The following is a 13,647-nucleotide window of genomic DNA, read 5'->3' on the forward strand; positions in this document are numbered from 1 at the left end:
TTCGTGAACTGAACCTGACCTGACAGACCACCGTCAGAAAAACCGGTAACTGTCAGATCAAGTCTGAACTACTACAGCTAATTTCTGGTTGGACTACCTCACCACATCAGATCATCGGGGATCTTGAAGTCAGCGTAAGGGTCGTCTTCGTTGTCTGGAGTGGTGGTCTCAGCCGGTTTCACCACGATATCACTATTGCGCTCGGCAATCTTGTCTGCAATCCCCCTGGGGACAAGGTCAAAACGTTCGTCCATCGCAACAATTACCAGTCTGCCAGCTATCAAGTGGTCGCGCAGTGCTTCTGTTACGTAAATTGTTTTAACCTTCTTGTCGAAGGTGAAGTTGTAGGCAGTTTCGCCATTGCCCTGTGTTTGGCGGTTATTGTCCACCAATTGCTTAATCTGTGCGGCGATGGCTTTCTGTCGGGCAGCGGCGTCACGTTGGGCATTTAAAGCGCGATCCCGTGCCATTTTATCGGTGCGGGCCTGCTGCACAACCACTTTGGTTTCATCGATTTGTGCTTCTCTGGACTTTTTGGCAACTTTTTGTTTCTTACGCTTTTCCTTACTGATTTGCTTGGCTTTCTTTTTGTCGACAAGCCCGGCTTGGAGCAGTTGGTCTTGAAGTGAAGCCATGGTGTGTTTCCCGCAATAATATGTTTAAACAACTTGTCCCGCCAAACCTGGCGGGAGAACTGATTGGTCAATTTTCAGCCAGGTTTGTTATCAGAGAGCTACCGCAGGTATTTTACCTGAACTTGACCGGGCTGCCGCACTGAATTTTGTTCCGGGGGAGCTGTGTTTGGCGGAAAAGCATCTCATGAGTAGCAAATTTGCCACTCGCCGGCAAGATGGAATAGACTGCCCATTCAATGTGAAGTGGTTTTGCCACGGGCGTTCTCCATAATCTTATAACCAGCAAGATCTCTTTGCTGCGCCCAAACGATAAGCACTCTTCCAAGGCGTTGTGGTGATAATCGATGTTATGGGCATCAAAGATCTGTGTTAGCGGCGGTACGATCTGCTCGGATTCACAAGTGGGCTGGTTGTTGGAGTGTCCAATGACTCTTTGATCCAGAGCGATCACATCGGCGTACTCTCGCAATGCCATAAACATCCCAAAGCGATAATTGACGGCCATAATGCCCGAGCCGCCGGGGCCTCCAGCCAAATAGACAATAGGTGGATGGGTTTTTTTTTCCAGTAGCGGGAAAGCGCAGATACTGAATGGTAATCGTGCGGCTTTTTTTGGTTTTGTCGTTTTGGCTACTTGAAGCGCTCCCCTGTATCCTTTTAAAACAGAAACCGAGTTTGAATACTGTGCTCCCCGATATTGCCTAACAACTTGATACTGAACGCCTATTCTGTAGCAGCCAGTCGCTGCGGCAGGGTGATTGCCCGCTAGCTGATGGGGTCAAAAGGACACCTCTTTTACTGCCCGTGGCATGGTATCGGCTTGTCCATTGGAGAATTTGGTCACAATTTCCTCGACACTGGCCGACTCGGTGCTGGCACCACCGAGAGCTTTGAGCAGATCTCTGATCAGGGCAGTGACCTCCAGAGTCATTACCGCAAAATCCGCATCGAAACGTTGTGCCGCCCCATCGGCATCTGTGTTGTCGGCTTTTTCCAGCAGTTCACTGCTGAATTTGATACGTTTCAGGGAAAGCTGGTCGTCCACCAGGAATGCGATGCCGCCGCGCCAAACCAGCCCCAGTCTGTAGACCTGCAGCCCGGCCAGCAGGTGGTTTTGGATCTCTTGTGCGCAGAGGTCCTGATTCCTGCAGCGAATCACACTGCCGCTGTCTTTGGGATCGCGCAGTTCACACTCGTGGTCGAAATCAAACTGCGCTGGTGCCTGTGACGCGGTGAGCCATTGGGTCATGGCCTGCTGCGGTAGGTTTTTGGCGGCGAGAGGCACCACGGCGAGACTGCCGATGGCTTCGCGCAGGTTTTCCAATAACTCCTCTGCGGCAGAGGCGGAAGAGGCATTGATCACCACCCAATTGGATTGGGGGGCGAGGTAGGCATAGTGCAGGCGGGAGCGCGCGAAGGCCTGGGGGCGCATTTCCAGCAGCACCTCTTCCTTGAGGTTTTGCCGCTCCTTGCGCCCTACCTGGCGGGATTCCCTGTCGCTGATGGCCTGTGCCAGCGCCTCCACTCTTTCATTGACCACTGCGGCAGGAATGACCTTCTCCTGCTTTTTGGCGCAAACCATGAGATAACCATTGGTGGCGTGCACGAGCTGGTTGCCGTACCGGCCCAGTGGGGGCACCCACCCGTATCGGGCAGAATCCTGACTTCCGCAGGGAACAAAGGCGTGCGGCTCCAGCAGTTGGCTGAGTGTTTCGGCATCGAAGGTGAACTCTTTGGTTAAGCGATAAATACGAAGATTTTTAAACCACATACATCCGGCCATCTGTTATGAATTGCGTGTGCAAGCGCAATTATGCGAAAACAGGCGTGACACAGCCAGTGTAATCTTCCCGAATACCGGCCTGGTTATTTTTTGTACCGTCACCCGGATTTGACCGGATTGCAGAGGGCGTCGGTGGGTAGGGAGGGACAATGGCGTGGCGTGAAAGCCGGGTCAACCGCGCGCCCTTTTCCAGGCAGGTGCCCTCTACTCGCCCTGGCAGTCGTCCAGGCCCTTGTGGCTTATTGGACTTTCTGATTATTGAGAATGCTGGCGATTGCCGGACCGGCATACTTGTCAAAATCACTGGGGGTAAAGCCCAGTAGTCTCAATGCGGTTGCGGCCACCTGACTCTGATACAGAGTTGCACCGCCGGAAGCCTCTCCGATGTGCTTGATATCCGGGCCCAGTGCTGCGATCCAGATCTCGTTGGAACCGGGTATCCCCTCCTGGTGCGGATGGTCCTTTTTGCCGAAGTACTGGGTGAGCGCCGGGCCGCTGGCATGGTGCGGCCAGGTTTCAGCCGTGTTGCCGCGCCCGTGGTCCACTGTGACAAGCAGGTTGGTGTTATCCCGGTAGCCCTCAAGTGTTTGCAGGGTATTCCACAGGTCCGCCAGGATGGTGTCGCTGCGATGAGCGGACTGCAGATACTGTTCATCGTGGGCGAAATCATCGGTCTCCCCCAGGGCGATGTAGAGCACTTTCGGTTTTTTCTGAATCAGGTATTCTTTCGCCAGGCCGTAGGTGAAGTCATCGGGGCGCACATCCTCCCAGAAAACCGGCAGTTGGCCTTGCAGGTCATTTAAAAACCGGGCGCGCACCGATACCTGTGGCCAGATGGCGGGTTCCAGCCCGGCATTGACAAAAATACCGCTGCGTTCCCGGTTTATGATGGCAGAAAAAACGCCCCAACTGCCAAACGCGGCAATATTTTTTTTGAAACGGGGTTTTGTTTGCAGCCATTCCAGAAAAGTGATATTGGCATTGGGTATGGCCTCATTGGAATTGATGTTCGGATCGGCGCGTCCGGTGAGAATTTCGTTGTAGCCGGGGTAGGAAAACCACCAGTTATTGGTAACATTAGCCTGGGACTCCTTATCGCGGTTGCCGGCGAGTACCCCGTGTTTTTCTATCGTGCCCCATATAAACGGCAGGAGCTTTTGACGTTTTTCCCGCGCAGACTTTCCCCCAAATTGTTCGATCAGTCGGGCTTTGTTTTCGGTGTATTTGTCGTGTTGAATAAGCTCCGGATCATAGCCGGAAAATACCTCCTGCCAGCGCAAGCCGTCGATTGTCACCAACACCAGATGATCGGCGGTGTGGGCATGGGTGCAAAGTATCACCGCCAGCAGTGCTATCAATACTCTTTTCATTGAGTGTGTTTCCTGCGGGAATTGTGCCCGCTCTGATTTTTCGTCTTACCCAGGTATAGTGCTAGACCGCTTGTTGCCCGTCGGATTATTTCACAAACACTCTGTTATGCTGGCTTTGGGACCGATCCAGAAGGCTATTGGTTAAGAGTTGGGCGATCAAAGAGCGCACCCATAACTGATTTGGTAGCGATCCCTGAAGTACCCACCCAGCTGTAAAAAATCCCTCTATCCCGGCGGCCTGTTCCAACCGGGGTCGGCGGCGGGCGCTGTGTGACTTGGCCGATGTGCTTTCTCAGAAATCCACAGCGACTGAGAGGGAGAGGGAGAGGGTGCGAGGTGCGCCGATCCAGGCGCCTCCGGATACCACGGTACCCAGATAATCTGCATCGAACAGATTGTTAATCACCAGGTTCAGGTTTACCGCAGACAACGCTGGGTTAATCTCTGTGAAGTTAATGCCGATGTAGGCATCGGTGGCGATATAGGACTCCGCCACCCAGGTATTGTTCGTATCCACATAGCGATCTCCGGTGAACTTGGTGGAAACACCGCCGTACAAGAGGGCTGAATTCCAGTCCAGACCCACCACAAACAACTGCTCCGGGATGCCGACGACCGCATTGTCGCGAGTGATACCCTGGGCTTCATCGACTGCGGCATCCCCGGAGCCGAGGTAGGTGGCATTGATCAGGGTATAGGAAGTGTAGAGATTGAAGGATTCCCCAAGGTCATAGTCCAGCAACAATTCCAGGCCAGTTGATTCGATACCACCGGCATTGAAGTAAGTGCCATTGGTGCCGATCAGGTAATTGGGGCCTGTGGTTGTATTGTTGTCCAGGAAAATAATCCGGTTTTCAAATTGGTTCTCGAAATAGGTGGCGGTAGCTGTGAAGCTATCCCCAGTGTAGCGCAGGCCGAATTCAATGGTCTCGGATGTTTCGGGGTCGATATTGTCCAGGTCCGAATCCGGACGTTCGAGCACACTGTCTCCGATTGCCTTAAAGTTCTCCGCGTATCCGGCAAACAGCTCTGCGTCCTCTAGTGGAGTTTCCCAGAGCAGTCCTGCGGAGAGCAAAATATCGGAATCCGAATTGATACCCACATCGGGTGATGCGTCGAATAAATCCTCCCGCTTAACCTCCACAAAAAACTGCTTGGCCCCCAGTGTCAGTGTGAGTGCGTCAATAACCAGGGCGTCTTGCAGATACCACTGGTGGGTTTCCTGAGGGTAGCTGCGGTCGTACTGCACCCAGTAAGGGGTCGCATCAAAATCGGCACCACGGGTGGCATCGGTGATTTTGTGCCAGTCGCGGTGCTCGTCACGAGTAGCGTCTTCGTACCAGAGACCACCGCGCAGCTCGTGCTCGTAGCCGGCGATCAGTCCGTTGTAAGTGAAGTCCAATGTCAGGCCGGTCCGTTCCTTTTTATAGTGGGTATGACGGTAGGACATAGCCGGGATAGGATTTGCCAGATAGCATGCGGTATCATACTCCGGTCCCGACTGGCCGTAGATATTGACAACTGAAGAAATGCAGCCGTCTATGGGCATGAGCGCATTGCCATTGGCATCTACATAGAAAATCTGTCCTGACTGAAGGCCACCGTAAGCGGTAGCGCCGCCGAGGAATTCCGACTGGCCTGCATTGCCATCATCGGTAATATCCACCAGATAGGGGGGAACCCAATCGCCGCGTCCCGAATTGGTGTGATGGTAGAGCCCGGCATGCAGGTTAAGACTTTCCGTGAGATCGTACTCGAATTGTGAGTAGGCCAGCAGATTCTTACGCAGGGTAGACCAGCCGCGGCGGTAGAGCTGATCGATATAGGGGATGCCCGCCCATTCTCCACGCAAAAAGTCGTCTTCCGGGTATTCCTTAAACTGCGCCTCTGAATAAATACGCTGGTAATTGTCCTCGTGGACATCATCATAGGAAACGTAGGTTTTGACAGTGCCGTTTTCCAGGGCTGTGACCAGTTTTGCGGCAATATGCTCGCGTTGGTTTTGCGCGGTTTCGGTGATCCAGTCAGTGGCTTCCTGGGTGGCGTAGGAGATCCACGCTGTGTTGTTGCCGGCAAAGGTACCGGTGTCGAACCGATAGTAGAATCGCCGGGCGTCGAACTCGCCTGCGGAAAGCTCCATGCGGCTGCGGCGTGCGTCCTCTGGGTCTTGGCTGCGGTAATCAATGGTGCCACCCAGGGCATCCAGTGAGCGGGAGGCAATATCCGAGGTGCCCTGGGAAACCTCTATGGAGGCGAGGTTGGCGGGGTCGATAAAGCGGTTGGCCTTGGCGCCACCCCCATAATTGGAACCGCCATTGGGGATACCATCAATGGTGGTACCAATTTGCTGCTCATCCAGGCTGATGGTAAAGCCGCGCACACTGATATTGGTAGACCAGTCATCAAAGCCATAGGTATCCCCCTCGTTGACGGAAACACCGGGCAGGTTATCAATCAGCGCGTTGACACTGGTCATGGAGGACTGCTGTTTGCGCATGGCCTCAGATACCGCGCTGCTGTTAAAAGTGGCACCCGCACCCAGCACAACGACTTCCTCCAGCTGACCGTCGCCTGCCGGCTCAGCCAGCGATGGATTCGCGGCTATCAGCGTGGTTAGGGAAATGGCAGAAGCCAGGTAGGTTTTTCTGGAATTCATCGGGGCACCCCTGTTGGTCGTATTTGGCAATTCGAAAGCCGGGTCATGTGTGCCCGGTCTGGTTTGCCCGGGTACATTGAAGCGTCTTGATGAACGCTGCATGACAGCCGAATGAAACTCTCTTGAAGGGCTTTTGAATAAGGTATATCCCCTTGACTGAGTGGGTAAAAAGAGCGGGGGTTGTCCTTTGCGGACACAGGCCATTGCCATCGGGGGAAAGCGGGCGTTTTAAAGAGGTGGCACAATTGGAAAGAAAGATGGGCACAAATACCCGGGGCCGAGACAAGCTCGTTTTGAAACCTGATAACCCGGCAGGAAATTCGGTATGCCAGGGCTGGTTCTGACCAGCCCTGGCAACAGGGGTATCCTTAACAGGTTGTTGAAAAAGGCATCCTGCCTTTTTCAAAACACGAAAAGCGAAAAATGTGATTTTCACTTTTCTCCCAAAATCAACGACTTAGGCTTCGCCGATTTTGCCGAAATATCCATATTTCGGTACCAGGCGTCGAAATTCTTCGAATTTCAACAGCCTGTAAGTCGTTAATTGGCAACCTTGAGGGATATCCCTGTGCATGCCTCTATGGCGGTCCAAAGAACACCGACGATCGCATTCCATACCTTCTCGATGGTCACAGCGAGCAGGCCACGCAGGGTCTTGGCAAAATTCAGGGCCATATCTTCCAAAGAGTCCAGAAAATAATCCCTTAAGTCTTCGTTGATTTCTCTGTTCAAAATGGCTTTGGTAATCAACTGCGCCTGCAGGGCCAGGGCCGACAATTGACGTTCTGAGAAACCGCGAATTTCAGTGATGTCGTGGGCGATGATGGCGGATGCTGTATCTTTGATATTGGAGATGAGTTGGTTAACATCAAGTGACATGTGGAAATCCTCAGCGATTTAGAAACGATTCATAGGTGAGCGCCTGGTCCATGGAGATCAATACTTCATTCTTAAACAGCGCAACCGCACCGGTGTGAAGCCCCTTGTCTTCGTCCTCCTCGCGCATTCTGTTTAGGCTGATTGAAATCCTCTGCAGGCAGTTGACGCTGGGCGGTTGTTCTTCGAAGAGGATATTCGTCTCTGTGGCATTCAAATAGTGATTGATCTTTTTTAAGGCGTCCCGATTGGGAATAGGGCGGGTATTCGATTGCATGGCCAGTGCATCAATCCTGCCAATCAGTGCATGATAGTGCCCGTTTCTCTCTGGATAGGTGTTCTTATTGGTACCATGGGTCACTGAAGAGAAAAACTGCATGAGTTCGACATTGACCTCGGTGAGATCAGAATAGAGCTCAGCATCGTATCTGGGTGCCAGTTGGGTGCAGCTGCTGACCAGGAGCGCCAGAAAGAGGAGTAGCACCAGCGCTACCTTGGAATGGTTAGAATACATGGATACTTCCTTTGACTAAAGTGTATTTTCGGTATTTTTTTGAGGTGATCCGTTACCCGCAGATACCTCGGAGCAGGGATAATACCGCGAACTGCGGGGAGAGATGTGCAAGCAATAAAAAAAGATGGCTTGGGTTATGAGGTTTTGTTTCTGTGGGCCAGAGCGTGGAGCCCATAATAGAGTGGGCTCCACCGCATCGTGCAGGCTAGGGGTGGGTAAACTGAAGCCGGACTTTTTGAAGCCTCAAAAGATTTGTTGCGGCATCAAAACGTATGCGAGCGAGGTAATAACAGCTTTGGGTGTCGATTGGCCGGGCTGCCGTACTGATCGCTGCGGACCCATTGGGGTTGTCAAGGCTCGTATCGGTGGCGACTGTTGTGAAGGTGATGGCCCCACCGGCGAAGGCAGGCTGACATATTTCGAAAAGAAAAACCGCCATCATCGAATTGGGATCATTGTCAGACCACCACCACCTGAGAAACTGCAATACCCCGCCGTTAGGCAGATCCTCAACTTGCGCGTCGGCGAAGCGCTCGGTACCGAGACGGCTGAGCTCAACCCCGTTTCCAGCCGAGTACAGCCACTGCGAACCGGTGGTGTCGACCCGGCCGATAAATTCCTTCGGTGAAACTGGTGAATAATCTGTGCTCCCAGATGGAAACAGCGTGGCCTGGATATCGGGATCAACAGCTGGCGATGCGCCAGAATCCAGATTGTCCTCCCACTCAACGCCTGGCGCCATGTAGACGTTGTCTGCATTCCGCTCAAAGCCCATGGCTTCAAGGATGGCCGGATCGGTCACGAGAACGTCACCGTTGGCAAGTGCTGCTTGAGCAGTAGCGGTGAGGCAGAAACTTGTCGCAAGGGCACAGCCAAGCCATGTGATTTTGAGGTGTTTTAGCATTTTGCAATCTTCCCTGATGTTGAAAAGTTGATCCCTAACATCCCCTCTGGAAACATGCGTTGGAATTTCTGGAAATTATCCTGGTGATGTCAGGTGTTTTACACAATGATGACAACAGTCGGTCAGGGACAAGCAAAATAGTGATCGGCGTCGCCAATAACATATACTGCGATTTGATAACCAACACAGACTTGGGTGTCTTCCCATAGGTTTGGTGCTTGTTTATCCTGCGGGGAGTGCCTTGTGCAAAATTCTTTTGCTTGAAACCAACTGGTACACATTGCAGCACCACAATAGCATAGGTTGCCTCCCTTACAAGTTGTTTTCATGCAGACTTGCGCCTCTGCCTGTCGCTGCACGGGTGCTTCGACAGCAGCAGAGGTTTTTCCAAATGAACATACTCAAAACATAAAGGTTTTAATCGCAATGATCCCTGGCGGGCATCATAGAGCTCTTTATTATTATTGGAGTAAACTATCGCTATCCAATTCAAAGGCAATCCCCATGATTCCCGGGGCTGAATGAGACATCTCTTTTGAGGCGTTTTTAGAATTTACAGCCTAATAAAAGCAATCGTGTGCAGGCCTGAGGCTAGGGTGTTTTCGACGATGTCGGCGCCAATACCTCAAAGGGGCGCATCATATCGTAGTCCTCGTGAGAGAGCAGGTGGCAGTGCCAGACATAGATGCCCTCGCGATCGAAGTGGGCGATGACCCGGGTGACCTGGCCCGGTAGGGCAATCACCGTGTCTTTGGGGCCGCGCTCTTCGGCGCGCGGCGGAAGCCGCTCCCCCGTAAGGGCTTCGATTTTCAGTCGGGCACCCTGGAAAGTCTTGTCGGTGTGCAGGAATGCCTGGGATTTCGGAATCAGCTTGCCCTTGAAGGGTTGGCGATCGAGCACCTGAAACTCGACCAGGTGAATATGGATGGGGTGTGCGGACCTGGTGGGATTGTAGATCTCCCAGATTTCGACCGCGTTGTGCTCGACAATCTCCGTCGCGGGATCTCCAAAGAACAGAGAACCGTCCCGCAGGGTGCCGAGCAGCAGGAGGCTACGACCGTAGGGATCATCCAGGCGGAAAGTGGCCAGCTGCCGCGTACGGCTTGCCTGGGCTTCACTCAATCTGTCGAGGGGGCGGCGCAGGGGCGTGTCGGCCGTGAGCTTCAGGTCCCCGATGGTTGCCGGTGGCTTACCCCCGGCATTGACAGATCCTGTGGCCGGGAGTACTTCAAATTGCAGTATCTGGCCGCTCGTTTGTGGATTTGTTGGCGGAGTGATACCGCCGCGACCATCACTCAAAACACGGTGACCGCCCCGGTTATACACCAGTGCGAGGGAATTTTTGGGGTCCTGCGCCTCGACAAATCCCTTGAATGGGATGTCGGGCCCGAAGTTGCGCAATATAAGCTTGCGACCCGAATACTGGCTGAAGTCCAAAAGCACGTCTGCACGCTCCGCGGGGGCCAGCACCAACTCGGACAGCCGGACAGGGCGGTCGAGAAATCCGCCGTCGCCGCCGATCTGCACAAACGGGACATCGCCGTCGATTTTGAGCACAAGTGTGCGCGTGTCGGCGGCGTTTAACAGGCGCAGCCGATAAACGTGCGGGGAGACGCTGACCTTGGGCCAGGCCATACCGTTGACAACCATCACATTGCCGAAAAACTCATCCAGGTGCGAGGGGTTGGGCCAGTTGGCCTCTACAGCCCGGTTCAGAACCGGTGACGAAGGCTGGCCCCGCCAACCGGGGAAATAGAGTTGCCCCTCTGCGGTAAATAATCGGTCTGTGATCGCGACTGGGATGGTGCGATGCGCGCTGGGCAGCAATTTCTCGCGAATCAGCCGGTCTTCGTTTTCGTCGCCGATCAGATAAAAGCCGAAGAGTCCGGCATAGTTACTAAGGCGGGTCATACCCAGCGTATGGTCGTGGTACCAAATCGTGGCGGCATCCTGGGAATTATCATAGTGATAAGTTTTTTTCTTGAACAGGGGGCCAGTTTCTTTATAGCCCTGGGTGTACCAAGCGAGCGGATTGCCGTCACTCTCCCACTCGCTGTGGCCCCCATGCAGGTGGATCACGATGGGCACCGCATCCGGGTCCTTGGTACTGGCGAGATGGATGGAGCGGTCGACGGGAAAAAGATGGGGGCCCGAAAGTTCATTGAGCCACTGCACCGAAAATGGCCGGTCCGAGCGCGCTCGAAATGTGGGGCCCGGGGAGTGGACCTGCCCTGCGTACTCAAAGCCCCATACAGTCGTCATCAGGCGCTCGTCGTTTTCATCGCGCAGACCCATCCAAACAGGCCCGGACCGGACCGGCAGATCGACCGCAGCAGCACCTTCGGGCAGGAGTTCGATGGGCCGCGGAAGCTCGTTGACGAACTTCTTGATACCCATTGGATCGAGTAAAGTCACCGGGTTTGATTTATTGGCGGGTGGCGTTTCCACGCCGACTGCGGGGGTCACTGAGAGTGAGGCATGAAGGACGCAGCAGAAAAATACCCGGCGCAATATTGCCTCAAAGCCCGTGTGGCCTGTGTGCTTTTCAAGATAGCCTGCATGTACATTGGTGAAGTGTTTTACCCGAAGTGCCCTCGATCTTGAATTATTTTTGACGGGTAATTCCTTAAGCCACCGCCTCTGTGTGGCTGGCGCAAAGAGGGCTGTAAACATATTCGCTATTCCTAGCTAAGGTTGTTTTTATCCATTGGGGGGTTGTGTCGGGTCATAATTTTATTGGCATTAAAGGGTTCAACCTGTTCGCATTGTAGTCGCCAATAATTGACCTGCTGTGTTTTTGGCGCATTGTGCGAGACTTTCAAACCGGTAAACTGGAGGACAATCCGTAAAAAATAACAGGCTTCAGTGGTGGCGCTTTTCTTTCTGGTCTACAGAATATTCTGTATGAAAAGCCGTGTTATCCAGACAGAAGCAACCCGAATGCAGGTTGAGTATTTTATTGCATCGTGCCACTTCGCCAGGCCCCTCTCTCTATGATGTGGCTTTGAACTATGGCAGTTGGCATACCACTGTTACTATCGGGCCGGAAGGAAAGAATACCCCTCTCCCGGGACGTGCTGTGAATACATCCCTGTACGTTCGTCATCGGCATCCATGCCGCATAAGATCCTGGCACAGGGGTATGCTTCCCTCCTGCCTTACGAGAAAGTTCCGGGATACACTGCTGACAAAACCTGTTCACCCAAGCCAGCAAAGACTTCCATTTAAGAAAAACATTGTTGGGTTTTGCCAGGGTGCTATCGCAAGCATTCAACGCTGCCCAATGGCACCAGGTGTCTCCGGACAGAAGGCTTCAACACAGGGTTTCATAGGGAGTTTCGACAAGTACGAAGGGTTTTGATCGCTGCGGTGAGTGACAGCTCTGGTTTGACACACTCCCACAATGCTTGCGCCAGGGCAGGGGGGAATTCAGGTTCCTTAACACACGCCAGACGGCAAATGAGTGGGGCAGCGTGACCACGACGAAGGCGGTACAGACCAAACGTCCTTCACACAAAAAGAAGATATATGCGCCAATAGGGTTTATAGGTATTGCATCTTCATCGAATTGACGTATTGTTCACCAGAAATGTAACCGGTTACATTTCAATATCAGCGGTAAGCCCGCAAAAACAACAACAGTGTATACAAAGGTGCGAGCCACACAGAAGCGGTGTTTCGCTACGGGCAGATGTATGGACAGAAAGGTGAGAATGGGGATGGTTGGCGGTGGAGAAGGGGGCTTTATCGGCCCGATTCACCGTATGGCCGCTGCGCTTGATGGTGAGGTTGCACTGGTAGCCGGCTGCTTCAGCAACAACCCCGAGCGGAGCCGGACCAGTGGAGAACAACTCGGGCTGCCGGCAGATCGGGTCTACTCGGATTACCAGCAAATGATGCGCACAGAGTCTGCGCGCAGTTGCGACGAGCGCATGGAGTTTGTCGCTGTGGTAACGCCCAATCACTGGCACCTGCCGGTGTCAGTTGCCGCCCTGGAAGCGGGCTTTCATGTGCTTTCGGATAAGCCGGCTGCCCGCACACTGGAGGAAGTGCTCGAACTCAAAAAGGTGGTCGAGGCATCCGGGCGACTGTACGGGCTGACCCATACCTACGCCGCCTATCCCATGGTGATGCAAGCGCGGGATATGGTGCAGTCAAAGGTACTGGGCCCTGTCCGCCGTGTGAGTGTTGCCTACGCTCAGGGCTGGCTGGCACAGCCGGATGACACCCACAACAGCAAACAGGCGCACTGGCGCACCGACCCTCAACGCGCCGGGGAGAGCGGTTGTTTTGCCGATATCGGCACCCATGCGCACCACCTGGTTGAATACATTACCGGTCAGTGGGTAACCGCGATCTGTGCAGATCTGCAAACGGCAGTTGCCGGCCGGCTTCTGGATGATGATGGCACAGCGTTGTTCAAATTGGAGAGTGGTGCCCGCGGCACCCTAATGGCAAGCCAAGTGTGTGGGGGCGAGGGCAACAACCTGAATATCAGTGTCCACTGCGAACTGGGCTCCCTTTTCTGGGAGCAGGAGAACCCGAACCGGTTGCAGGTAAAGCGCCGGGGACAGGCTGACGCTGTGTATCGGGCTGGCGTCGATAGTGCCTACCTGGGCGAAAAGGTCCGCGCACGGTTGAGAACGCCGCAGGGACATCCGGAGGGCTACATCGAAGCCTTCGCCAATCTTTACCGGGATTTTGCCGCCATGGTCCGGTGCAAGCGGCATGGCCGGGCCATAGAGGGTGTGCATGCTGTGGGAGACATTGCAGCGGGCGTGCGCGGCATGGCGTTTGTGCGTGGTGCTATCCAAAGCAGCAGCCAATCTGCCTGGGTGCCACTAAGGCCCTACTGGGGTCAGCGGGGATGATCGCAACTGCTAACAGTTTCTGATTGATGTACAGCTGT

General features: G+C 53.8%; 10 protein-coding genes. 1 reads left to right on the top strand and 9 read right to left on the bottom strand.

Annotated features, from left to right (window positions below; all coding sequences use genetic code 11):
• Positions 1–98: 98 nt before the first annotated feature.
• The 9 genes from Q1A48_RS08155 to Q1A48_RS08195 form a co-directional block, all read right to left on the bottom strand.
• Positions 99–635, bottom strand: a complete 537-nt coding sequence (locus tag Q1A48_RS08155) for a DUF2058 domain-containing protein (RefSeq protein WP_299943271.1) — start codon at positions 633–635, stop codon at positions 99–101.
• Between the two features lie 112 nt (positions 636–747).
• Positions 748–1,140: a hypothetical protein gene (locus tag Q1A48_RS08160; RefSeq protein WP_299943274.1), complete on the bottom strand. Its 393-nt coding sequence runs from the start codon at positions 1,138–1,140 to the stop codon at positions 748–750.
• Positions 1,141–1,413: 273 nt separating this feature from the next.
• The gene (rdgC, locus tag Q1A48_RS08165; protein ID WP_299943277.1) at positions 1,414–2,406 is read right to left on the bottom strand and encodes a recombination-associated protein RdgC; all 993 of its coding nucleotides are present in this window, start codon (positions 2,404–2,406) and stop codon (positions 1,414–1,416) included.
• Positions 2,407–2,657: 251 nt separating this feature from the next.
• Positions 2,658–3,788 (bottom strand): alkaline phosphatase family protein, encoded by a 1,131-nt coding sequence (locus Q1A48_RS08170; protein ID WP_299943280.1) that lies wholly within the window; start codon positions 3,786–3,788, stop codon positions 2,658–2,660.
• Positions 3,789–4,080: 292 nt separating this feature from the next.
• Positions 4,081–6,444 (bottom strand): TonB-dependent receptor, encoded by a 2,364-nt coding sequence (locus Q1A48_RS08175; protein WP_299943283.1) that lies wholly within the window; start codon positions 6,442–6,444, stop codon positions 4,081–4,083.
• Between the two features lie 540 nt (positions 6,445–6,984).
• A complete protein-coding gene (locus Q1A48_RS08180; RefSeq protein WP_299943285.1) occupies positions 6,985–7,323 on the bottom strand; it encodes a hypothetical protein in 339 nt (112 codons plus the stop codon).
• A gap of 10 nt (positions 7,324–7,333) precedes the next feature.
• On the bottom strand, positions 7,334–7,834 hold the full coding sequence (locus tag Q1A48_RS08185; protein WP_299943287.1) for a hypothetical protein: 501 nt from the start codon (positions 7,832–7,834) through the stop codon (positions 7,334–7,336).
• A 205-nt stretch (positions 7,835–8,039) separates the two neighbouring features.
• Positions 8,040–8,738, bottom strand: coding sequence for a hypothetical protein (locus Q1A48_RS08190; protein ID WP_299943290.1), 699 nt, complete (start codon positions 8,736–8,738; stop codon positions 8,040–8,042).
• Positions 8,739–9,329: 591 nt separating this feature from the next.
• The gene (locus tag Q1A48_RS08195; RefSeq protein WP_299943293.1) at positions 9,330–11,186 is read right to left on the bottom strand and encodes a multicopper oxidase domain-containing protein; all 1,857 of its coding nucleotides are present in this window, start codon (positions 11,184–11,186) and stop codon (positions 9,330–9,332) included.
• Between the two features lie 1,247 nt (positions 11,187–12,433).
• On the opposite strand from Q1A48_RS08195, the gene Q1A48_RS08200 reads away from it, so the two are divergent.
• Entirely contained in the window at positions 12,434–13,609 is a 1,176-nt protein-coding gene (locus tag Q1A48_RS08200; RefSeq protein ID WP_299943295.1) for a Gfo/Idh/MocA family oxidoreductase, read from the top strand.
• Positions 13,610–13,647 lie beyond the last annotated feature (38 nt).

The organism is uncultured Microbulbifer sp. (assembly GCF_947489355.1).
GTDB lineage: Bacteria > Pseudomonadota > Gammaproteobacteria > Pseudomonadales > Cellvibrionaceae > Microbulbifer.